Consider the following 21808-nt stretch of genomic DNA (forward strand, 5'->3'; position numbering starts at 1 on the left):
CAGGTGACCGCGGTCAAGGAGACGACGCGTCGGCCGCTCGGCCAGTTCGCCGGGCGCAGCGTCGCGGGTCTGTTCGCCGTCGCCGGCGCGGGGGTCGTGTTCGGCGTGCTGCTCATGCTCGTCCGGTTCAAGTGGGCCCCGCTCTACCACGCCGACCACGAGGCGGCCGAGTGGTTCAACAGCCTGGTGGCCGGCAAGGGTCCCGTGGTCACCGTCCTCAAGGCGATCAGTGACCTGGGCGGCCGGCCGGTGCTGATCTGGCTGGTCACCATCGCGGTGATCGGCCTGCTGATCCGCCGCCAGTCCCGGCTGGCGGTCTACCTGATCATCACCGGGGTGGGCGGCCTGATCCTCGACCCGTCGCTCAAGGCGCTGGTCGGCCGGCTGCGTCCGGTGGTGGACGTGCCGATCACCCACGCCCCCGGGCACAGCTTCCCGAGCGGGCACGCGCTCGGCTCGTTCGTCGCGTACGGGGCGCTGCTGCTGGTGTTCCTGCCGGCCATGCGGGCGCGGTGGCGCAAGCCGGCCATCGCCGTGGTCGCCGTGCTGGTCTTCCTGATCGGGCTGACCCGGATCGCGCTCGGCGTGCACTTCGTCTCCGACGTGCTCGCCGGCTGGCTGCTCGGCGCGGTCTGGCTGGGCATCACCGCGTACGCCTTCCGGCTCTGGCGGCGCGAGCGCGGCCGGCCGGTGCCGCCGATCAGCGAGGGCCTGGAGCCGGAGGCGGGGGAGGAGATCAAGCCCGCTCCCGCCGAGGAGCACCTGCTGGAGCACCCCCGCTCGTCGGTGGCCGAACTGGTGGTCGGCTGGGTGATCGTCTTCGGTGCCCTGTACGGCTTCGGGATGTTCGTCAGCTACCACGCCAAGGGCACCTTCTTCGCCACCCTCGACACCGAGGTCCCGCAGTGGTTCGCCGCCCGGCGCACCGACACGCTGACCGAGCTGAGCTGGTGGTGGAGCAAGTTCGGCGACACCCACGCGATCCTGCTGGTCTCGCTGGTGTTCTGCCCGATCGTGCTGGCGATCTGGCGGCGCTGGCGGCCGGTGCTCTTCGTGGTGCTGGCGATGTTCGGCGAGCTGAGCCTCTTCCTCGCCAGCGCCCGGGTGGTCGAGCGGCCGCGCCCGCCGGTGGAGAACCTGGACGGGCAGATGCCCACCTCGTCCTTCCCGTCCGGGCACATCGCGGCCACCATCTGCCTGTGGAGCGCGATGGCGATCATCGTGTTCGCGCGGACCGACCGCTGGTGGCGGTGGCTCTTCGTGGCGATGGCCGTGATCATGCCGATCGGGGTGGCCACCTCGCGGATGTACCGGGGCATGCACCACCCCACCGACTTCATGGGCGCGATCCTGCTGAGCGCGCTGTGGATCTCGCTGCTGTACTGGGTGGTCCGGCCCAACGCCGACGTGACCGAGGGCAACCGGCCGGCCATCGAGTCGGAGCAGGTGCACGAGCTGGACGACGAGCTGGCCAAGGCCGGCCGGGAGGACTGACCGGCGCCGATGCTGCGGGTGATGACCTGGAACGTGCGAACCGGCGGCCGGGACCGGGACGGGACCGACCGGACCGACCGGATCGTCGCGGTCGTCACCGCGCACCGCCCCGACGTGCTCGCGTTGCAGGAGCTGCGCGGGTTCGACCGGGACGGCCGGACGGCGGAGCTGGCGGGCCGGGTGGGGATGGTGTCCCACCTGGCCCGCTCCTGTCTCGGGCAGCCGGTCGCGGTGCTGGTCCGCCCGCCGCTGCGGGTGCTGCGCGCCGGCCCGCTGCGCCGTCCGTTCCACCACGCCGCCGTCCGGGTGGCGGTGGCCACCACCGAGGGCCCGCTGACCGTGGTCGGCACCCACCTGTACCCGTGGTCCGGCGGCCGGCGGCGGCTGGAGGCCGACTGGCTGGCGCACGCGGTGAGCCGGGCCGGTCGGCTGGCGCTGCTGGTCGGGGACCTGAACACGCTCGACCCGGTCGCCGACCACGCCGCCCGGCTGGCCGGGCTGGCCCCGCCCTACCGCCGCCGGCACCTGCGCCGTGACGGCCGCACCGTGGACACCCGCGCGGTGGCCCGGCTGCTCGACGCCGGCCTGGTCGACCTCTGGCCGCACACCGGCGGTACGGAGCCGGACGGGCTCACCGTGCCGACCCGGTACGGCGGCGCCGAGTTCGCCGGGATGCGGTTGGACTACCTGCTCGCCACCCCGGCGCTGGCCGCCCTGACCCGCGGCGTCCGGGTGCTCCGGGGCGGCGACGCGGACACCGCCTCGGACCACTACCCGGTCCTCGCCGACCTCGCGCTCGACCCGGCGTGAGCGTCGCCGCGTCAGCGGGCCGGCCCGACCGTCGCTACGACGCGAGGTCCGAGCCGACGATGGCCACGAAGATCAGGATCACGATCTCGCTGATGATCCAGGAGTGCGCGTTCGCCCAGTCGCGCAGGCGGGGCAGCGTCCGGGCGGCGCGTTGCCCGAGCAGCACCACCGCCAGCAGCGGCAGGGCCAGCAGCAGCACGGTCAGCACCAGGAACGGCAGCAGGTGCCACCACGGCTTGTCGTGACCGGCCAGGCTGCCCGCCACCGAGGCCATGGTGACCTCGTCGCTGGGCATGGCGACGAAGAGCAGCGCGCCGAGCCCGAAGGCGAACGCCGGCCGGGGATCCTCCAGCTTGACCATCCAGGACGGCGGCTGGTTGCGTTTGCGCCGGAGGAACACGATCACCATCAGCACGACCAGCAGCGCCAGCACGATCCAGTCGATCAGGTGCCGGCTGCCGCTATCCTTCGTGCCGTTGCCGGCGGTGTGCCGGACCGCTCGGAACACCCCGTACCAGACGGTCAGCGCGACCAGCGTGCCGAGCGCCGCCCCGGCCAGGTACGCCAGCGAGCTGCGGCGCGGGTCCCGGCTGGCGGCCAGGAAGACGGCGCTGATCAGCTGCGGGCCGGCGACCATCACGATCGCCATCGGCAGCACGGTCAGCAGGTTCACGCCCTCATTGTGTGGCTGGCCGGCTCGGGTGAGGCGTCGATTCAGAGGATCAGGTTCAGCAGCACCGTCAGCACCACCGAGGCGACGATCGAAAAGAGGATCATCAGCAGGCAGCCGAGGCCGCCCCCGGCGGGGCGGATCTCCGTGTTCCCGATACGCATGGACTCACCTTCGCAGCACGGGCGCCAACAGGGCGCGGATCGCGTCCGCGACCGGTCCGGGCGCGGTGGTGGCGACGTTGTGCGCGGCGGCCGGCACCGCGACCGAGCGGGCGCCCGGGACCAGCCGGGCCACCTGCTCCCGCCACTGCGCCGGCACCACCGGGTCACGGGTCCCGGCCAGCACCAGCGTCGGCACGCCCACCCGGACCAGGTCCGCCTCGATCGCGTGGCGCACCGAGTGCGACAGCGTCGCGAACACCCGCCACGGCCGGGCGTCCCAGACGTCGCGGAGCAGAACCGGTACCTGCCACGGCGCCTCCCGCGCGGTGTCGACCAGCCACCGGCCGAACTGTCCCCGGCGGGTACGGGCGACCGGGTCGCTGGTCGGCGCGGCCAGCACCAGGGCGCGGACCAGGTCGGGGCGGGTGGCGGCGAGGGCGGCGGCCACCTCCGCGCCGAACGAGTGCCCCAGCAGGCAGACCGGTCCCGGCCGGTACGCCGCCAGCCACGCGGCCAGGTGCGCGGCGTGCCGCGACACGTCGTACGCGGTGCCGGGGCGCTCGCTCAGCCCGAAGCCGGGCAGGTCCGGCACGTACACCGGATGGGTGTCGGCGAGCGCGACGGCGAGCGGGGTGAGGTAGCGGTGCGACACGGCGAGCCCGTGCACCAGCACCACGGCGGGTTCGCCGACGCCGGGACCGGCCGACCGGCGGGTGTGCGTCCGCAGCCCGTCGACGAGGCGGAACTCGCTGGTCAGCCCGGCCGCCGGTCGGGGGGCGGCGAGGGCGAGGCGCAGCTCCGCCGCCCGGAACCGGCCGGGCGGCGAGAGCCGGCGGCTCACAGCTCCCGCAGCCGGGGCAGGAGTTCCTCCTGGGCCCAGTCGAGGAACATCGGCTGGCGGTCGCCGCCGACCTGGACCAGCGCCACGTGGGTGAAGCCCGCGTCGACGAACTTCTTGAACGCCTCGACGTGCCGGTCCACGTCCGGCCCGCAGGAGATGCCCTCGGCCACGTCGTCCTCGCGGACGAACTGGGTGGCCGCGGCGAAGGAGTCCGGGTCGGGCAGGTCCGCGTTGACCTTCCAGCCCGACCCGAACCAGCGGAACTGGTCGTGCGCGATCTTGCGGCACTCGGCCTCGTCCGGGCCGTAGCAGATCGCCACCTGGCCGTAGCGGGGCCGGCCCGCGCCGCCGGCCTCCTCGTACATCTCCACCAGGTGCGGCAGCGGGTCGGTGGCGATCAGGGCGTCGGCGTACTCGGCGGCGAGGGTGGCCGACTGCCGGCCGGAGGCGGCGATCGCCATCGGCACCGGGCGCTCCGGCCGGTCCCAGACGTACGCGTCGGGCACGTCGAAGTGGTTGCCGGAGAAGGTGAGCGTCTCGCCGTTGAGCAGCGGCCGGATGATCTGGAGCGCCTCCTCGAACATCTCGTGCCGCTGCTGCACGTGCGGCCAGCCGCCGACCACGTGCTCGTTGAGGTTCTCCCCGGCGCCCAGGCCGAGGGTGAACCGGCCGTCCGAGAGCACCCCGACGGTGCTCGCCTTCTGCGCCACCACGGCCGGGTGGTAGCGGCGGATCGGGCAGGTCACGAAGGAGAGCAGCTCGGCCCGGCTGGTGGCGTGGGCGACCGCCCCGAGCACCGACCAGGCGTACGGGGAGTGGCCCTGGCTCTCCAGCCACGGGTTGTAGTGGTCGGACATCACCAGGTGGTCGAAGCCGGCGGCCTCGGCGCGGACGGCGTAGTCGACGAGCTGCTTGGGACCGGCCTGCTCGCACATGAGGGTGTAGCCGACGTTGACCATGGCGTGTCTCCTTCCGGGTGGATCGTCACCGGATACCCCGGCTCGCGGCGGCCAACCCTGGCGTCCGGTTGCCGGCGGCGCGGCGCTCTCTTGACGGCGCGGAGGATGCTGCCTACAGTCCGGCCTTAACCGGTTCAGACCGGGGTGGCGCAACATCCTGTGGTGGGGATGACCGCCCCTGTGGTGGTCCGTGGCGACACGGGCCACCACAGGACACCGCCGGAATCGTTCGGCAACTTAACCGGTTGCTTTCCGCGTTTCGCCGCCCTACGCTGAGGCCGGCGTCCGCCGGGAGTCGGGCGGTGGCTGTGGGCTCAGCCGCCGTCGTTTCGTCACCACCACCGCACCCCCACCTGGGCACGGGGGAGACCTCCCTGAGGACAACCATGAAGAAGTTGCTCTCCGCAGCGGGCGCCGCCCTGCTGACGGTCCTCGCCGCCGTCTTCGCCTTCGGGCAGCCGGCGCACGCCGCCGCCGGCTTCTCCGTCTCGAACGGGCGCCTCTACGACGCCAACGGCACCGAGTTCGTGATGCGCGGGGTCAACCACGCGCACACCTGGTACCCGCAGCAGACCAGCTCGTTCGCCAACATCAAGGCGCTCGGCGCGAACACCGTGCGGGTCGTGCTGGCCACCGGCGACCGCTGGGCCAAGAACGACACCGCCGACGTCGCCAACGTCATCTCGCTGTGCAAGGCCAACAAGCTGGTCTGCGTCCTGGAGGCGCACGACACCACCGGCTACGGCGAGGACGGCGCCGCCACCACCCTCGACCGGGCGGCCTCCTACTGGCTGAGCGTCGCCAGCGCGCTGCAGGGCCAGGAGAAGTACGTCATCATCAACATCGGCAACGAGCCGTTCGGCAACCAGGGCTACGGCGCCTGGACGAACGACACCGCCAACGCGATCAAGAAGCTGCGCGCCGGCGGCCTGACCCACACGATCATGGTGGACGGCCCGAACTGGGGCCAGGACTGGTCCTTCACCATGCGGGACAACGCCGGCACGGTCTTCAACGCCGACCCCCAGAAGAACACCGTCTTCTCGATCCACATGTACGGCGTCTTCGACACCGCCGCCGAGATCACCGACTACCTGGGCCGGTTCCGCAGCGCCGGACTGCCCATCGTGGTCGGCGAGTTCGGCTTCAACCACTCCGACGGCAACCCTGACGAGGACACCATCATGTCCTACAGCCAGGCCAACGGGATCGGCTACCTCGGCTGGTCGTGGAGCGGCAACGGCGGCGGCGTCGAGTACCTGGACATGGCCACCGGCTTCAACCCGAACCAGCTGACCAGCTGGGGACAGCGCATCTTCAACGGCGCCAACGGCATCAAGGCCACCGCCAAGGAGGCGTCGGTCTACGCCGGCACCACCCCGCCGAGCCCGACCACCAGCCCGAGCCCGAGCACCTCGCCGAGCCCCACGACGAGCCCGAGCCCGAGCACCCCGCCGACCACCACCCCGCCGCCCAGCGGCGGCTGCACCGCCAGCTACACGATCATCAACTCGTGGCAGGGCGGCTTCCAGGCTGAGATCAAGGTGACCGCCGGCTCGGCCGCGCTCAACGGCTGGTCGACGAGGTGGACGTTCGCCAACGGCCAGACCGTCAGCCAGAGCTGGAGCACCACGCTGACCAACAGCGGCGCGACGTACACCGGCCGCAACGTCGACTACAACGCCCGGGTGGGCGCCGGGGCCAGCACCACCTTCGGCTTCATCGCCAGCTGGAACGGCACCAACGCGATCCCCGCGGTGACCTGTACCGCGAGCTGACCCGTCCGACCGCCGGTGGCCGGGCCCGCAGGGGTCCGGCCACCGGTGTCGTACGATCGCCGCTCGCCGTGCGCCGCCCGCGGCGTACCGACCGAGGGGGTACGCGATGACCGCGCCAGGGACCAGGGGACGACCGTCGGGGCTGGTGGTCGGCTCACTCGTGGCGATCTCCTTCGGGACCGTGTTCATCCTGGTCAACAGCGGTGGTCTGGCCGCGCCGTGGCCGCTGGTGCTGCGCGTGGTCGGCCTGCTGGCGGCCGCGCTGCTGCTCGTCGCGCTGTTCCGGGTGGCCCGGCAGGCCTCGCCCGAGCGGCCGGCGCCGGAGGCGGCGGGCTTCATGGACCGTCGCTACTGGCTGGTGGTCGCGCTGGAGGCGATCGCCCTCTTCGGTGGCCTCGCCGTGATCAACGGCGTCCTGCACCGGCCCGAGGTGGCCGTCGCCTGGGTGGCGGTGGTGGTGGGCGTGCACTTCTTCGGTCTCGCCCACGTCTGGCGGATGCCGCGCTACCACTGGCTCGGCGCGGTGATGACCGCCCTCGGGGTGGCCGGCTTCCTCACGTACGCCCTCGGTGGCGGTGCGGCGGCGGTCGGCCTGGTCTCCGGGGTGGGCTGCGGGGTGGCGCTGTTCGCCACCGTCGCCCTGGCCCTGCGCGACACGGTCCGGGCCGGAGCCTCCGCCGCGCGCTGAGCCGGTACGCCGTCGTGGAGTGGATCGACGGGTCCGACCGCTGATCCACTCCACGACGCCGGGACGACGGCAGCCGGCGGTCAGCCCACCGCGCAGGAGACCGTCGGCCAGGTCCGGTTCCCGTTGTGCTGGATGGTGACGCCGAAGGTGTTCCCGGCGCCGTTGGGCCGGCCGACCATGGTCTGCGAGTTGGTCCAGGTGGCGTTGACGTTCCAGGTGGCGATGATCTTCGCGGGCCAGGGCACGTTCATGGTGACGACCCAGGTGTTGGTGCCGGAGACGGAGACGTTCAGGTTGTACCGGTCGGACCACTGCTGACCGGCGGAGAGCGTGGCGGTGCAGCTTCCGGTGCCGCCGCCTCCACCGTCGCTGCCGCCGCCGTCCGGGGCCACGGCGCGGCCGGTGGCCGGTGAGATCATGCCGGCGCAGAGGCCGCGCGCGGCCAACCCCTGGGCGATGCGCGGGATGGCCGCGAGGGTGTTGGCCGGCCACTCGTGCATGAGGATGATCTGTCCGTTGGTCAGCCGGCCGGCGGCCTGCACGATCGCGTCGACACTCGCGCCGTTCCAGTCCTGCGAGTCGACGTCCCAGATGATCTCGGTCAGGCCGTACTTCGTCTCCACCGACCGCAGCGTCGAGTTGGTCTCGCCGTACGGGGGGCGGAACAGCCTGGGGGTGCCGCCGCCCGCGTTGGCGATGGCCTGCTGGGTGCGGGAGATCTCCGAGTCGATCTGCGCCTGGCTCTGCTGCACCAGGTGCGGGTGGGTGTAGCTGTGGTTGCCGACCCACATGCCGGCGTCGACCTGGGCCCGTACCTGGGCCGGGTAGGCGGCGGCGTACTGGCCCTCGTTGAACATGGTGGCGCGCAGGCCGTTCTGCCGCAGCGCGGTGAGCAGGGCGGGGGTCTTGTCGTTGGACGGGCCGTCGTCGAAGGTCAGCCCGACGTAACCGCTGCACGCGGCGGCCCGGGCGGGCGCGCCGGTGGCGGTCAGGGTGCCGACGACGCCACCGGCGACGACCAGTACGGCGGCCGCGAGGCCCGCGACCAGGGACCGCGCTGGGCGGCGTGGGGTGGTTCGCATCCGGGGACTCCTCCTCGTGCGGACGGGCGGGGACGGACACGCATCGACGAAAGTCGAGGTGTGTGATGGCGACAGTATTGAACCGTCGTTTCCGCCGTGTCAACGATTTCCGGAAGGGTGCCCGGTATCAACCCTGATGAATGCCACTGTGGTCGGATCCGGATGGTCATCCGGCCGAAAATTTTCGGCCGGCTTCCGGAGGGCCGGTCAGTCGGCGGCGGTCACCTCCAGCAGCAGCGCCTGCTCCGGGTGCAGGGCCGGCAGGTGCAGCCCGACCGAGGCCAGCGCCGACCCGCTCAGCGTCACCCCGGCTCCCGAGGCCAGCCAGCCCGGCTCGGCGAACTGGAGCACCGCCGGCTCCGGCACGCCGGCGGGCGGCCGGACCAGGTAGCGCCGGGCCGGGTCCAGCCCGGGCAGCCGGACGGGGCCGGGCACCTGCGTCACCGAGGTGGCCAGCCGGCTGACCGCGTACACCGCGTGGGACTTGTCGTGGGCGACCACGCCGTGCGCCTGGACGGCCGGATCGGGGTGGTCGACCCGGACCACCCGCCCGGCGTGCAGCAGCGGGCGCAGCCGCTGGTGCAGCGCCACCCAGGCGGTGAGTTCGGCCCGTTCGGCGGCGCTGATCCGGCTGATGTCCCACTCGATGCCGTGGTGCCCGAAGAGCGCGGTGACCGCGCGGAAGCCCAGGTCGTGCACCCGGTGCGTGGTGTGCGAGCGCTCCGGTCCGATGTGCGTGCCGACCAGCTCCGGCGGCAGCAGCAGACCGGTCCAGCGCTGGATGGCGAGCCGTTCCAGGGCGTCGTTGCAGTCGCTGGCCCAGACCCGGTCGGTGCGCCGCAGGATCTCCAGGTCCACCCGCGCGCCCCCGGACGAGCAGCTCTCGATCTCCACCCCCGGGTGCCGGGCGCGCAGCTCGTCGAGGAGCCGGTAGACCGCCACGGTCTGCGCGTGCACCCCGGGCCGGCCCGCGTGTCCGGCCTCGGTGAGGTCCCGGTTGTGGTCCCACTTCAGGTACCCGATCCCGTGGTGCTCCGACAGCACCGCGTCCAACCGGGACAGCAGGTGGGCGTACGCGTCCGGGTGGGCGAGGTCGAGCACCTGCTGGTGCCGCCACGGGAGCGGCAGCCGGCCGGGGGCCCGCAGCACCCAGTCCGGGTGGGCCCGGAACAGCTCCGAGTCGGGGTTGACCATCTCCGGTTCGACCCAGAGGCCGAACTGCATGCCGTGCCCGCGGACGTGGTCGATGAGCGGTTGCAGCCCGCCCGGCCACACCTCCTCGTCGACCCACCAGTCGCCCAGGCCGGCCCGGTCGTGCCGGCGCCCGGCGAACCAGCCGTCGTCGAGCACGAAGCGTTCCACGCCCACCTCGGCGGCCCGGTCGGCGAGCGCGGTGAGCCGGTCGAGGTCGTGGTCGAAGTAGACCGCCTCCCAGACGTTCAGGGTCACCGGCCGGGGCGTACGCGGGTGCCCCGGCCGGGCCCGCAGGTGGGTGTGCAGCACGTCGCTGAGCCCGTCCAGCCCTTCGGTGGAGTGCACCGCGTGGAGCAGGGGAGTGGCGTACTCCTCGCCGGGGGCGAGCACGATCTCGCCCGGGGCGAGCAGCTCGCCGCCGCCGAGGGTGGCCTCGCCGGTGGGCCGGCGTTCGGCGGCGGTGACGTGGTCGCCGCTCCACGCGGTGTGCACCGCCCACACCTCGCCGTGCCCGAAGCCGAAGCCGGCGGTGCCGGCGACCAGCAGCAGCGTGGCGTCGTGCCCGGTCCGGCCGTGTCGGCCCTCGCGCACCCAGGCGCCCATCGGCCACGGGTGCCGCTGCGGGCTGCGCTCCCGGCACCAGCGCCCGGTCAGGTCGAGCAGCTCGGTGGCGACGGCCGGCACCGGCAGCACCGGCGTCAACTCGCGCACCTCGTAGGGGGCGTCGCCGTCGTTGCGCAGCCGGTGCCGCAGCGTCAGCAACCCCGCCGGGTCCAGCGCGATCTCGACCGTCAGCGACAGCCCCGCGCCCGGGTCCGCCGCCCGCACGGTCACGGAAGCAGGGAAGGGCCCCTTGTCGACGCCGGGTGCCGGTAGAGGGGCCCCTTGTGACGGGTCGTCGACGTCGAGGCCGGTGAGCCGGAAGGCGGTGGACCAGTCCCGGCCGGCGCGGTGGCCGGCCAGTCCCGGCCGACCGCTCCAGCCGGCGCTCGCCTCGGGCAGCAACGACAGCACCGTGGGCGCGTCGAAGCTGCTCGGCACGACCGGCGGGACCGTGGCGTCGACCAGGGCGGGCAGGTCCTCGATGGGCAGTGGTCCGAGGTCGGTACCCCAGTGCACGACCCGGGGGAGACCCGGGCCACGCGCGTCCAGCACCAGGCTGGTCCGCGCGCGGCGCAGGTGGAGGATGGCCGGAGCCGTCATGCCGCTCGACTTTCTGTGCGGGCCCGGTCAGCCCTTGCTGGCGCCCAGGGTGAGACCCCGGACGAACTGCTTCTGGAGCAGGAAGAAGATGACCAGGGTGGGGATCGCGACCAGCACCGAGCCGGCCGAGACCAGGTTGTTGTCGGTGAAGAACTCGCCGCGCAGGTTGTTCAGCGAGCTGGTCACCGGGAACTTGTCACCGCTGCGCATCAGCACCGTGGCCCAGAAGAACTCGTTGTAGATCCAGGTCACCTCCAGGGTGGCCAGCGCGGCCAGCGCGGGCCGGCACAGCGGCATGGTGACCTGCCAGTACTGCCGCCAGACGCTGGCCCCGTCGACCATCGCCGCCTCGTACAGCTCGTGCGGCAGGGCCTTCATGTAGTTGCTGAGCACGAAGACGCAGAAGCCGCACTGGAAGGCGACGTTGACCAGGATCAGCCCCCAGTAGCTGTCGTAGAGCAGCTCCGAGTCGCTCATCCAGGCCGGCAGCGGGATCTCGGTGAACATCCGGAACAGCGGGATCAGCAGGGCCTGCTGCGGCAGCAGGTTCGCCGCGGTGAAGAGGCCGAGCAGGGCGATGTTGAGCTTCCAGCTGAACCGGGCGATCACGAACGCCACGCAGGAGGCGAGGAAGAGGGTCAGCAGCACCGCGGGCACGGTGATGTAGACCGAGTTGAGGAAGTGCTTGCCGAACTCGGCCGTCCTCCAGGCGGTCACGTAGTTGTCGAAGGTCCAGCCGCCGAGCGAGACGTAGCCGTTGCGGGCCGTGTACTCGTACGAGCGCAGCGAGGTCAGCACCGCCCAGAGGATCGGGAAGAGCCAGCCCACGGCCACCGTACCCAGGAAGAGGTGCAGCACGACCCGGGCGGGCCGCAACGGCCGGCGACGCCCGGCGGGGACGGCGGCGGTCATTGCTTGTCCTCCCGCATCACGGTGAACAGGTAGAGGGTGATGAAGAGCAGGGAGACGGCCAGCATGATGGTCGCCAGGGCGGAGCCGAAGCCGATCCGGCTGGCCTCGCCGACCACGTTCTGGGTGACCAGCGCGGAGAGCAGCTCCAGCCCGTTGCGGCCCTTGTTGACCACCCAGACCAGGTCGAACGCGCGCAGCGACTCGATCACCGTCACCACCAGCACGATGATGTTGATGGGTCGCATCACCGGGAAGACCACCCGGAAGAAGGTGCTGGTCTCCGAGGAGCCGTCCACCGCGGCGGCCTCCCGCAGCGACGGGTCGACGCCCTTGAGGCCGGCCAGGTAGAGCAGCATGATGTAGCCGACGTGCCGCCAGCCGGCGGCGACCAGCACCGCCCAGATGTTGACGTGCGGGTCGCCGTACCAGTCGGTCTGGCTGCCCAGGACGGCGTTGAGCAGGCCCTGGTCGCGGCTGTAGATGAGCTGCCAGACGAAGCCGATCAGGGCCAGCGACAGCACCACCGGCAGGTAGAGCGCGGTCTGGTAGAACCGGCTGCCGCGCAGCTCCTTGTCGAGCAGCACGGCGAGGAACATCCCGAACGGGGTGGCCACCACGAAGAGCGCGGCCAGCCAGAGCAGGTTGTTCTGCACCGCCGGCACGAACGGCGGGTAGATGCTGACCACGTCGTGGTAGTTGCGCGCGCCGACCCAGTCGATCTCACCGAGCGGGCCGATGCCGTCCCAGTCGGTGCCGGAGAGCGCCACGGTCGCCAGCGCCGGCAGCCAGACCAGGCCGAGGACCAGGAGCAGGGGTACGAGCACCATCAGCGTGATCACCACGCGGTCGGTGCGGGACAACAGCCGCAGCCGACGGCCGCGACCACGCGTGACGGTGGTCGGGGCCGGCGGCGTCACGGCGCGATCCGCTTGGATCAGGGGCAGGTCGGACATGATGTCCTCCCCCTTCCGCCGTCAGCTGGTGAAGATCGACTTCTTCTGGTTCTCGATGCTGGTCAGCAGCCCGCTGATGTCCTTCGGGTTCTTGATGAACTGCTGCAACGCCGGGATGATCACCGTGGAGGCGAAGTCCGGCCGGGTGTCCCGGTCCAGGAACTGGGCGATCTCGGTGGCCGAGCCGACCAGCTCGGCGGCCTTCTTCTGCAGCGCGGTGTACGCGCTGGTGTCGGCCTCGGAGTTGGCGACCAGCGTGCTCGGGTCGTTCTTGACCGTGATGTTCGCGGCGTCCTTCGAGCCCAGGTAGGTCAGCAGCTTGGTGGCCGCGTCCTTCGACTTCGGCTTGCGGGCCATCATGTAGCCGTCGATCGGGGCGTCCAGGGCCTTGGCGCCGATCGTGGAGTCGATCTCCGGGAAGGTGAAGAAGTCCAGGTCGGCCAGGTCGTCGCCGCTGAACTGCTGGGCGACGAAGAGGCCGAGCAGGTACATGCCGCTCTTCTTCTGCTGCAACGACTGGGCGGCCTCCTGCCAGGTCCGGCCGAGCGCGTCCGGCTGGTGGACGGGGAGCAGCCCGGCCCAGGTGTCGAAGACCTTCTGGACCTTGTCGGAGGTCCACGCCTCCTTGCCGGCCATCAGGTCGACGTGGAACTGGTAGCCGTTGATCCGCAGGTTGAGGATGTCGAAGGTGCCCATCGCCGGCCAGCCGTCCTTGTCGGCGAAGGCGATCGGGGTCAGCCCGTCCTTCTTCATCTGCGCGCTGAGGGCGTTCAGGTCGTCGAGCGTCTTCGGCACCTGGTAGCCGCGCTGCTGCCAGACCGACTTGCGGTAGAAGACCGCCCACGGGTAGTACGAGGCCGGCACGAAGTACTGCTTGCCGTCGTCCCCGGTGGACGCCTTCTTGAACGCGTCGGAGTAGCCGGAGAGCTTGCCCCAGACGTCGCTGACGTCACCGGCCAGGCCCTTGGCGGCGAAGAACCGCATCCGGTAGCCGGCGAACCAGGTGAACACGTCGTCCGGCTTGCCCTGCAGGTAGTTGTTGATGTTCTCCTGGAAGGTGTTGTGGTCGACGGTGTTGATGTTCACCGTGACCCCGGACGACGTCTTGAAGCCGTCCATCACCTTGGCGATGACGTCCTTCGGCTTCGGATCGGACTGGTTCGAGCCCAGCGACACGGCCTTGGCGTCCGCGCCCGAGCCGGAGTCGGAGCCGCAGCCGGCGAGCAGTCCCGTGCCGAGCAGCGCGCCCGCGCCGGCCGTGCCGGCGAGCAGCGTGCGGCGGTTCAGGCCGGCGACGGACGGGGGTACGAGTCGAGCGAGGTACTCGGCTTGCGAGCGGGGACGGGACATTGTGCCTCCTGCGTGGAAGAGGTGCGCTGCGCCCAAGGGCCGTGACGGATGGCGGGGATCGGTGTTCGTGCCGGCAGCGGTAGATCCACCGAGAATCCACATGTCCGAACACAAACAGCCGGTGGCGGTTGAAGCTACCCCTTGGTTCGGCGCTGTCAAGAGGTCTGACGGACAGCGATAACCCAGTCGTTACAAGGCCAGGAGCCGGTAAACGTTGTAATCCTTGCCGATGTTGGAAAGTGTTGACTTGGCTGTCCGTCGGGGGCACGCTCTGCTCTCATGCGGACCTGGCACGGCGAGAACATCTGGTACGGCGCCGACTACAACCCTGAGCAGTGGCCCGAGGAGACCTGGGCCGAGGACGTCGCGCTGATGCGCCGCGCCGGGGTCAACCTGGTGTCGGTCGGGATCTTCTCCTGGGCCCTGCTGGAGCCCGCCCCCGGCCGCTTCGAGTTCGGCTGGCTCGACCGGGTGCTGGACCTGCTGCACGCCAACGGGATCCGGGTCGACCTGGCCACCGCCACCGCCAGCCCGCCGCCCTGGCTGGCCCACCGCCACCCGGAGACGCTGCCGCGCCGCGCCGACGGGACCGTGCTCTGGCCGGGCGGTCGGCAGGCGTACTGCCCCAGCTCGCCGGTCTTCCGGGAGCGTTCGCTGGCGCTGGTGGAGGCTGTCGCCGACCGGTACGCCGCGCACCCGGCCGTGGTGCTGTGGCACGTCTCCAACGAGCTGGGCTGCCACAACGTGCACTGCTACTGCGACGTCAGCGCCGAGGCGTTCCGCCGCTGGCTGCGCGAGCGCTACGGCGACCTGGACGCGCTCAACACCGCCTGGGGCACCGCGTTCTGGAGCCAGCGCTACCACGACTGGGCCGAGGTCAACCCGCCGCGCACCGCGCCGACCTTCGCCAACCCCACCCAGCAGCTGGACTTCCTGCGCTTCTCCTCCGACGAGCAGCGCGCCCAGTTGCGCGCCGAACGGGAGCTGCTGCACCGGCTGACCGGCCAGCCGGTCACCACGAACTTCATGATCGGCACCGGCATCAAGTACCTGGACTACCACTCCTGGGCCGGCGACGTGGACGTGGTCGCCAACGACCACTACCTCACCGCCGCCGACCCGCAGCCGCAGGTCAACCTGGCGCTCGCCGCCGACCACACCCGGGGCGTCGCGGGTGGCGCGCCGTGGCTGCTGATGGAGCACTCCACCAGCGCGGTCAACTGGCAGCCGCGCAACGTGGCCAAGACCCCCGGCCAGTTGCGCCGCAACAGCCTCGCCCACGTGGCGCGCGGCGCCGACGGGGTGCTCTTCTTCCAGTGGCGGGCCTCCCGGGCCGGCGCGGAGAAGTTCCACTCCGCGCTGGTCCCGCACGCCGGCCCGGAGACCAAGGTGTTCCGCGAGGTCTGCCGGCTGGGCGCGGACCTCGCCGCGCTGGCCGAGGTACGCGGCAGCCGGGTCGACGCCGAGGTGGCGATCCTCTTCGACTACGAGGCCTGGTGGGGCGCGGAACTCGACTCGCACCCCAGCGTCGACGTCACGTACGCCGACCGGCTCGCCGCCCTGCACGGCGCGCTCTGGCGGGCCGGGGTCACCGCCGACGTGGTGCACCCGTCGACCGACCTGTCCGCCTACCGGCTGGTCCTGGTGCCCACCCTCTACCTGGTGCGCGACGCCGACGCCGCGGCCCTGCGGCGCTTCGTCGAGGCCGGCGGCACCGCGCTGGTCACCTACTTCAGCGGCATCGTCGACGAGCACGACCACATCCGGCTCGGCGGCTACCCGGGTGCGTTCCGCGAGCTGCTCGGCGTCCGGGTGGAGGAGTTCTTCCCGCTGCGGGCGGGGGAGCGGGTCCAGCTCGACGACGGCGGCACCGCCGACGTGTGGACCGAGTGGCTGCACGCCGAGGGCGCCGAGGTGCTCGCCTCGTACGCCGACGGGCCACTGCCCGGGGTGCCGGCGCTGACCCGGCACCGGGTCGGCGACGGGGTCGCCTGGTACGCCGGCACCCGGCTCGACGAGGCGGCCACCGACCGGTTGGTCGCCCGGCTGCTCGACGCGGCCGGGGTCCGCCCGCCGGTGGCCGCCCCGCCCGGGGTGGAGGTGGTCCGTCGGCGCGGCGCCGACGACCGCAGCTGGCTGTTCGTCGTCAATCACACCGACGCCGAGGCCCGCCTCGCCGCCACCGGCACCGAACTGCTCGGCGGCGGGCCCTGCGCCGGGGAGCTGGTGGTGCCGGCCGGCGAGGTGGCGGTGGTCCGCGAGGAGGAGGTCTGATGCTCGCCCAGCAACGGCAGAGCGCCATCCTGGAGCTGATCCGCCAGCGCGGCGGCGTCCGGGTCAGCCACCTGGTCAGCCGCTTCGGGGTGTCGGACATGACGATCCGGCGGGACCTGGAGGCCCTTGCCGAGCGCGGGCTGGTCGACAAGGTCCACGGGGGAGCGACCCTGGCCGGCCCCGGCTCGGCCGACGAGCCGGGCTTCGCGGCCAAGTCGATCCGGCAGCAGGACGAGAAGCGGGCCATCGCCGAGCGGGCGGTCGAGCTGGTCGAGCCCGGCATGGCCGTCGCGCTCTCCGCCGGCACCACCACGGCCGCGCTCGCCGCCCGGCTCGCCGAGGTACGCGGCCTGACCGTGGTCACCAACTCGATCCCGGTCGCCGACGTGCTCTACCAGAGCCCCCGGCCGGACCAGACCGTCGTGCTCACCGGCGGGATCCGCACCCCGTCGGACGCGTTGACCGGGCCGGTCGCCGAGGCGGCCATCGCCACCCTCAACGTGGACCTGCTCTTCCTCGGCGTGCACGGGATGAGCCCACGGACCGGCTTCACCACCCCCAACCTGCTGGAGGCGGCGGTCAACCGGCGGCTGATCGCCGCGGCCCGGCGGCTGGTCGTGCTGGCCGACCACACCAAGTGGGAGACGATCGGCATCGCCACCATCGCCCCGCTGGCCGAGGCCGACCTGCTGATCACCGACGGCGGCCTGCCGCCGGAGGCCCGTCGGCTGGTCGGTGAGCAGGTCGGCGAGCTGATCGTGGTCGAGGCCGGCTGAGCGCCTTTCAGGCACTTCACAGCCGCCCAGGTTAGGGTGCCCTTGGTGGCACCGCGCGCTCCACCGTGGAGCGTGCCGGCGGTGGAAGCGGGAGTGGTGATGGTCTTCAAGAAGATGCTGAGCGCGTTCGGGGTCGGCGGTCCGAGCGTGGACACGGTGCTGACCAACCCGAACACCCGGCCGGGCCTGACCCTCGACGGGCACGTCAACCTGGTCGGCGGCGAGGCGCCGGCGAGCATCGAGCACATCGCCGTCGGCCTGGTCACCCGGGTCGAGATCGAGAGCGGCGACACCGAGTACGCGGGCGTCATGGAGTTCCACCGGATGCCGGTCAGCGGCGCGTTCGAGCTGGCCCCCAAGCAGCAGCTGTCGATCCCGTTCCAGCTCCCGGTGCCCTGGGAGACCCCGGTCACCGACGTGTACGGCCAGCGGCTGCACGGCATGACCATGGGGCTGCGCACCGAGCTGGCGGTGGCCCGCGCGGTGGACAAGAGTGACCTGGACCAGGTCAACGTGCACCCGCTGCCGGTGCACGAGCGGATCCTCGACGCCTTCCAGGCGCTCGGCTTCCGGTTCAAGCACGCCGACCTGGAGCGCGGGCACATCCGGGGCGTGCAGCAGACGCTGCCGTTCTACCAGGAGATCGAGTTCTTCGCCGCGCCGCAGTACGCCCGCACGGTCAACGAGGTCGAGCTGACCTTCGTGACCAGCCAGCAGGGCGTCGAGGTGGTGCTGGAGTGCGACAAGCGCGGCGGCTTCCTCAGCTCGGGGCACGACACCTTCGGCCGGTACGCGGTGCCGCACGCCGACGCCGGGCGCACCGACTGGGTCCAGGTGGTCGACGGCTGGTTGCGGGAGACCACCTCCCGCTTCGGCAGCATGCGCGGGCACGGCTTCGCCGCCCCGCACGGGCACCACGGCCGGCCCGGCTCCGGCATGGGCGGCATGGTGGCGGGCGCGGCGCTGGGCGTCGCCGGTGGCATGGTGGCCGGTGAGTTGATCGAGGACGCCTTCGAGGGCGACTTCGGCGACTTCGGCGGCGACTTCGAGTAGGCGTGACGCGACGGTGGCCCCGGGAACGTTCCCGGGGCCACCGTCGTGCTCAGGTCTCGCCCGCTCAGCGTCGGGCCTGCCGCTCGGCGCCGCTGCGGAAGTTGCTGCCGGCCTTGGCCAGTCCACGGCTACCGAGGTAACCGATGGTCAGCAGGGTGATGAGGAACCAGGCCTGCGGGGCGCGGAAGATGTCCACCCCGACCGAGTTCTTGCCGACCAGGTAGGACGCCACCAGCACACCCGCCACGGACGCCAGGTAGATCCAGAACTCGGTCGTCTTGAACGAGCCCTTGGTCTCGGTGCCCGGCGCGGTCATCACCGGCTCCCGGTGCCCGTCGTGCATCATCGGCATCGGACGGGTCGGGCTCTCCTGCATCGCCGCGCGGTTGGCGGTGTCGGTCATCGGCCGGTTCATGGGCCTGGTGGATGCAGCCTGCGTGCTCATCTGGTCCTCCTCAGGATTTGATGAGTCGTTCTCTGCAACCCTCGCCCCGCTACCGCGTGTCGGCCACGGCACGGTTGGCGTTGATGGCGGGGGCACCCCCCGACTACCCCTGGCCCCGGAGCAGGTAACACCGCCTCCCGGCCGAATAGCAGCGGCTCCGGTGAACCGGACAGTGGGTCCGGTACCGGGCGGGCCCGGTTTGGCCGGGCGGGCCTCGGGCACGCATCAGCCGTCCCGAGAAGACTGCGAGGTGGTTGACGTGCGTGAGGACGACATCCGGCAGGACGCGGCCCGGCGGGCCGAGGAGCGGGTCGCCGGCGGCGTCTACGGCGAGGGTGCGCTCGACGAGGTCACCGTGCCGCAGACCGACGTGCAGCGGATGATCCAGGACGCCGACCCGGACGACCCGGCGCACGCCCGGGTGGACCCGCAGGTGTTGCGCGACGGCGGCCCGACCCGGGGCCAGGGCGCGGTCACCACGACCGGCGGCACCGCCGGCCCGGCCAGCGCCCGGCGGGTCGCCCGCCAGCCCGAGCGGCACCGGGGCAAGGTCGCCCCGACCACCACCGGCGACGCCACCACCGGCGGCCTGAGCACCCCGGCCGGCGGCTCCACCAGCGACGCCTCGTCGAGCGGCAGCCAGGTCGGCAACTTCACCGACGAGGGCGCCAACCCCGGCTGAGCCGTCCCCCACCCACCCCGCGCTGCACCGCGGGGTGGGTGGGGCGCGTGGTCAGAGGGTGCGGAGGATGCCGAGGCGTTGGGTGGCGCGGGTGAGGGCGACGTAGAGGTCGCTGTGCCCGCGCGGCGACTCGGCCACGATCCGCTCCGGCTCGACCACCAGTACCGAGTCGAACTCCAGGCCCTTGGCCTGTTCGGTGGTGAGCAGCACCACCCGGTTCGCCAGCTCCGGCTGCTCGCCGACGGCCGCCTCCGGCAGCGCGCCGACGACCACCTTGCCCAGCTCGTCGACCCGGTCGGCCGGCACGATCACGCCGAGCCGCCCGTCGGCGAGCCCGGCCGCCTCCCGGGTGGCCGCCGCCACCAGCTCGTCGGTGAGCCGGTCCGCGGCGACGGTCCGGTCCCACGGCGGTACGCCGGAGGCGCGCACCGAGCGGGGTGGACGCAGCGTCGGGTCGATCTCGGTCAGCACCTCGGCGGCGACCGCCATGATCTCGGCGGGCGTGCGGTAGCTGACGGTCAGCTCCTCCAGCCGCCACCGGTCCGCCACGTACGGCGCCAGTGCCTCGGCCCAGGACGGCGTGCCGGAGAGCGCGCCGGTCTGCGCCACGTCGCCGACGATCGTCATCGACCGGCTCGGGCAGCGCCGCATCAGCAGCCGCCACGCCATCGGCGACAGCTCCTGCGCCTCGTCGACGATCACGTGGCCGAACGCCCAGCGCCGGTCGGCGGCGGCACGCTGCGCGGTGGTGAGCCGCTCGGCGTCCTCCTGCCGCTCCGAGAGCCGGTCGGCGTCGATCAGGTCGGTGACCCCGAGGATCTCGCCACCCTCGGCCTCGTCCTCGACGTCGATGGACCGGGAGCCGCGCCAGATCTCCAGCACGCCCTCGGCGTACTCCCGCTCCATGGCGCGCAGCCGTTCCTGGCGGGCCACCGCGGCCCGCTCGTCCTCGCCGAGCAGCTCCGCGGCCTCGTCCAGCAGCGGTACGTCGGCCGGCGTCCAGCCGCCCGGCTCGCGGTGCAGCAGCGCCCGCTGCGCGTCGTCGAGCATCGGCGCGGCGGTGGCGATCCGCTCGCGGTCGGCGTACAGGTCGGCGAGCAGGCGCTGCGGGGTGAGCACCGGCCACAGCTCGTCCAGGGTGGCCCGGACCTCGGGATCCTCACGCAGCTCCCGGCGGATCTCCGCGACGTCGGCCTCGGAGAGCAGGTTCTCCCCGCCGAGCGGGTCGGCGCCGATCCGCTCGGCGACCTGGGCGGCGAGCGCGTGCACGACCTCGATGTCGAAGATCGCACGGGCCAGGTTGTGCGGGCGCTGCGAACGGCGGGCCCGGTCCCGGGCCTGCCGGACCACCTCGGGTTCCAGGGTGAGGATCTCGTGCTGCGGCAGCTCGATCTCCAGCGGCTCGTCGGGCACCCACTGCCGGTCCCGGACCGCGTTCGCCAGCACCTCGGTCATCACCGCGCGCCCCTTCAGCGCCGCCGCGACCGCCGGCTCGGTGCGCCGCGCGCTCACCCCGGGGAACAGGTCCGCCTGGGTACGCAGCAGCACACCGGTCTCGGCCAGCGCCGGGAGCACCTGGGAGATGTAGCGCAGGAAGGTGGCGTTCGGGCCGACCAGCAGCACGCCCCGGGTGGACAGCTGCTCCCGGTGCGTGTAGAGCAGGTACGCCGCCCGGTGCAGCGCCACCGCGGTCTTGCCGGTGCCGGGGCCGCCCTGCACCACCATGACGCCCGGCAGCTCGGCGCGGATGATCCGGTCCTGCTCGGCCTGGATGGTCTCGACGATGTCGCGCATCCGGCCGGTCCGGCCGGCGTTCAGCGCGGCCAGCAGGGACGCCTCGCCGGTCAGCTCCTCGTGCGCGGTGGGGGAGGCGGCGGCGATGTCCAGCACCTCGTCGTTGAGGCCGGTGACCTTCCGCTCCCGGGTACGCAGGTGCCGGCGGCGGCGTACGCCCTGCGGGTTGGCGGCGGTGGCCAGGTAGAACGCCCGGGCGGCCGGAGCACGCCAGTCCATCAGCAGCGGGTCGTAGTCGCCGGAGGTGTCGAAGATGCCGATCCGGCCGATGTAGCGGCGGGAGCCGTCGTCGCCGTCGAGCCGGCCGAAGCAGAGCCCGTTCTCCACCGCGCCGTACCGCTCGACCTGCTCGGCGTACATCCCGACGGTGGAGTCGCGCTGGGACTGCGCCTGCCGGGTGCCGCCGGTGGCCCGCAGCTCCTCGGCGAGCCGGCGGGCGGCCTGCTCGCGTAGCCCGTCCAGCCGGTCGTAGAGCACCGAGACGTACTCCTGCTCGCGCCCGATCTCGTCGTCCTGGTGCAGTTCACCCGGCACGTCGGAGTGACTTGACAAACCGGCTCCTCATTGGCTAAAATCAGCGCAGGAATGGCATTCTTTTGCCATTCCTTTTTGTGTTTGAACTGAGAAAGATACCGCGCGGTCCGCCTCCGGACCAAGCCTGCCCGGCCGCCCCCGGCCACGTCACA

General features: G+C 72.3%; 18 protein-coding genes. 8 read left to right on the plus strand and 10 right to left on the minus strand.

The features are described from left to right. Nucleotides 1-3 precede the first annotated feature (3 nt). Together GA0070611_RS00465 and GA0070611_RS00470 are read left to right on the plus strand one after the other, a co-directional pair. Complete coding sequence (locus GA0070611_RS00465; RefSeq protein ID WP_091655790.1) at nucleotides 4-1494, plus strand: phosphatase PAP2 family protein; 1491 nt, start codon at nucleotides 4-6, stop codon at nucleotides 1492-1494. Between the two features lie 9 nt (nucleotides 1495-1503). Then, the gene (locus tag GA0070611_RS00470) at nucleotides 1504-2304 is read left to right on the plus strand and encodes an endonuclease/exonuclease/phosphatase family protein (RefSeq protein ID WP_091655791.1); all 801 of its coding nucleotides are present in this window, start codon (nucleotides 1504-1506) and stop codon (nucleotides 2302-2304) included. Nucleotides 2305-2338: 34 nt separating this feature from the next. Here GA0070611_RS00470 and GA0070611_RS00475 read toward each other — a convergent pair whose 3' ends face one another. The 3 genes from GA0070611_RS00475 to GA0070611_RS00485 form a co-directional block, all read right to left on the minus strand. Beyond that, the gene (locus GA0070611_RS00475) at nucleotides 2339-2977 is read right to left on the minus strand and encodes a GAP family protein (protein WP_091655792.1); all 639 of its coding nucleotides are present in this window, start codon (nucleotides 2975-2977) and stop codon (nucleotides 2339-2341) included. Nucleotides 2978-3142: 165 nt separating this feature from the next. After that, complete coding sequence (locus GA0070611_RS00480; RefSeq protein WP_091655793.1) at nucleotides 3143-3979, minus strand: alpha/beta fold hydrolase; 837 nt, start codon at nucleotides 3977-3979, stop codon at nucleotides 3143-3145. Then, complete coding sequence (locus GA0070611_RS00485; protein WP_091655794.1) at nucleotides 3976-4938, minus strand: TIGR03557 family F420-dependent LLM class oxidoreductase; 963 nt, start codon at nucleotides 4936-4938, stop codon at nucleotides 3976-3978. The genes GA0070611_RS00480 and GA0070611_RS00485 overlap by 4 nt, the downstream gene beginning before the upstream one ends. A 386-nt stretch (nucleotides 4939-5324) precedes the next feature. Between GA0070611_RS00485 and GA0070611_RS00490 the strand changes: the two genes are divergently transcribed. Together GA0070611_RS00490 and GA0070611_RS00495 are read left to right on the plus strand one after the other, a co-directional pair. Then, nucleotides 5325-6716 (plus strand): cellulase family glycosylhydrolase, encoded by a 1392-nt coding sequence (locus GA0070611_RS00490; protein WP_091655795.1) that lies wholly within the window; start codon nucleotides 5325-5327, stop codon nucleotides 6714-6716. A gap of 106 nt (nucleotides 6717-6822) precedes the next feature. After that, entirely contained in the window at nucleotides 6823-7404 is a 582-nt protein-coding gene (locus tag GA0070611_RS00495) for a hypothetical protein (RefSeq protein WP_091655796.1), read from the plus strand. An 80-nt stretch (nucleotides 7405-7484) separates the two neighbouring features. Here GA0070611_RS00495 and GA0070611_RS00500 read toward each other — a convergent pair whose 3' ends face one another. The 5 genes from GA0070611_RS00500 to GA0070611_RS00520 form a co-directional block, all read right to left on the minus strand. After that, on the minus strand, nucleotides 7485-8486 hold the full coding sequence (locus tag GA0070611_RS00500) for a polysaccharide deacetylase family protein (protein ID WP_091655797.1): 1002 nt from the start codon (nucleotides 8484-8486) through the stop codon (nucleotides 7485-7487). A gap of 207 nt (nucleotides 8487-8693) precedes the next feature. Further along, nucleotides 8694-10883, minus strand: a complete 2190-nt coding sequence (locus GA0070611_RS00505; protein ID WP_091655798.1) for an alpha-galactosidase — start codon at nucleotides 10881-10883, stop codon at nucleotides 8694-8696. Between the two features lie 27 nt (nucleotides 10884-10910). Then, complete coding sequence (locus GA0070611_RS00510; RefSeq protein WP_091655799.1) at nucleotides 10911-11795, minus strand: carbohydrate ABC transporter permease; 885 nt, start codon at nucleotides 11793-11795, stop codon at nucleotides 10911-10913. After that, nucleotides 11792-12748, minus strand: coding sequence for a carbohydrate ABC transporter permease (locus tag GA0070611_RS00515; protein ID WP_091655800.1), 957 nt, complete (start codon nucleotides 12746-12748; stop codon nucleotides 11792-11794). The genes GA0070611_RS00510 and GA0070611_RS00515 overlap by 4 nt, the downstream gene beginning before the upstream one ends. Nucleotides 12749-12769: 21 nt before the next feature. Continuing rightward, nucleotides 12770-14098, minus strand: coding sequence for an ABC transporter substrate-binding protein (locus GA0070611_RS00520; RefSeq protein WP_091655801.1), 1329 nt, complete (start codon nucleotides 14096-14098; stop codon nucleotides 12770-12772). 279 nt (nucleotides 14099-14377) lie between these two features. Here GA0070611_RS00520 and GA0070611_RS00525 point away from each other — a divergent pair, with 279 nt between their 5' ends. The 3 genes from GA0070611_RS00525 (at nucleotide 14378) to GA0070611_RS00535 (ending at nucleotide 18201) form a co-directional block, all read left to right on the plus strand. Beyond that, nucleotides 14378-16372, plus strand: coding sequence for a beta-galactosidase (locus GA0070611_RS00525; RefSeq protein ID WP_091655802.1), 1995 nt, complete (start codon nucleotides 14378-14380; stop codon nucleotides 16370-16372). After that, the gene (locus GA0070611_RS00530) at nucleotides 16372-17148 is read left to right on the plus strand and encodes a DeoR/GlpR family DNA-binding transcription regulator (RefSeq protein WP_091655803.1); all 777 of its coding nucleotides are present in this window, start codon (nucleotides 16372-16374) and stop codon (nucleotides 17146-17148) included. The genes GA0070611_RS00525 and GA0070611_RS00530 overlap by 1 nt, the downstream gene beginning before the upstream one ends. A gap of 99 nt (nucleotides 17149-17247) precedes the next feature. Beyond that, the gene (locus GA0070611_RS00535) at nucleotides 17248-18201 is read left to right on the plus strand and encodes a sporulation protein (protein WP_091672258.1); all 954 of its coding nucleotides are present in this window, start codon (nucleotides 17248-17250) and stop codon (nucleotides 18199-18201) included. A 64-nt stretch (nucleotides 18202-18265) separates the two neighbouring features. Here GA0070611_RS00535 and GA0070611_RS00540 read toward each other — a convergent pair whose 3' ends face one another. Further along, complete coding sequence (locus tag GA0070611_RS00540) at nucleotides 18266-18646, minus strand: hypothetical protein (RefSeq protein WP_091655804.1); 381 nt, start codon at nucleotides 18644-18646, stop codon at nucleotides 18266-18268. A gap of 259 nt (nucleotides 18647-18905) precedes the next feature. Here GA0070611_RS00540 and GA0070611_RS00545 point away from each other — a divergent pair, with 259 nt between their 5' ends. Further along, entirely contained in the window at nucleotides 18906-19328 is a 423-nt protein-coding gene (locus tag GA0070611_RS00545) for a hypothetical protein (RefSeq protein WP_091655805.1), read from the plus strand. A 51-nt stretch (nucleotides 19329-19379) separates the two neighbouring features. On the opposite strand, the gene GA0070611_RS00550 is transcribed toward GA0070611_RS00545, so the two are convergent. Then, nucleotides 19380-21674 carry a HelD family protein gene (locus GA0070611_RS00550; RefSeq protein ID WP_091655806.1) on the minus strand — a complete coding sequence of 765 codons (2295 nt, stop codon included), beginning with the start codon at nucleotides 21672-21674 and terminating at the stop codon, nucleotides 19380-19382. Between the last annotated feature and the right edge of the window lie 134 nt (nucleotides 21675-21808).

It is taken from the genome of Micromonospora auratinigra (assembly GCF_900089595.1).
In the GTDB taxonomy this organism is placed as follows: Bacteria; Actinomycetota; Actinomycetes; order Mycobacteriales; family Micromonosporaceae; genus Micromonospora; species Micromonospora auratinigra.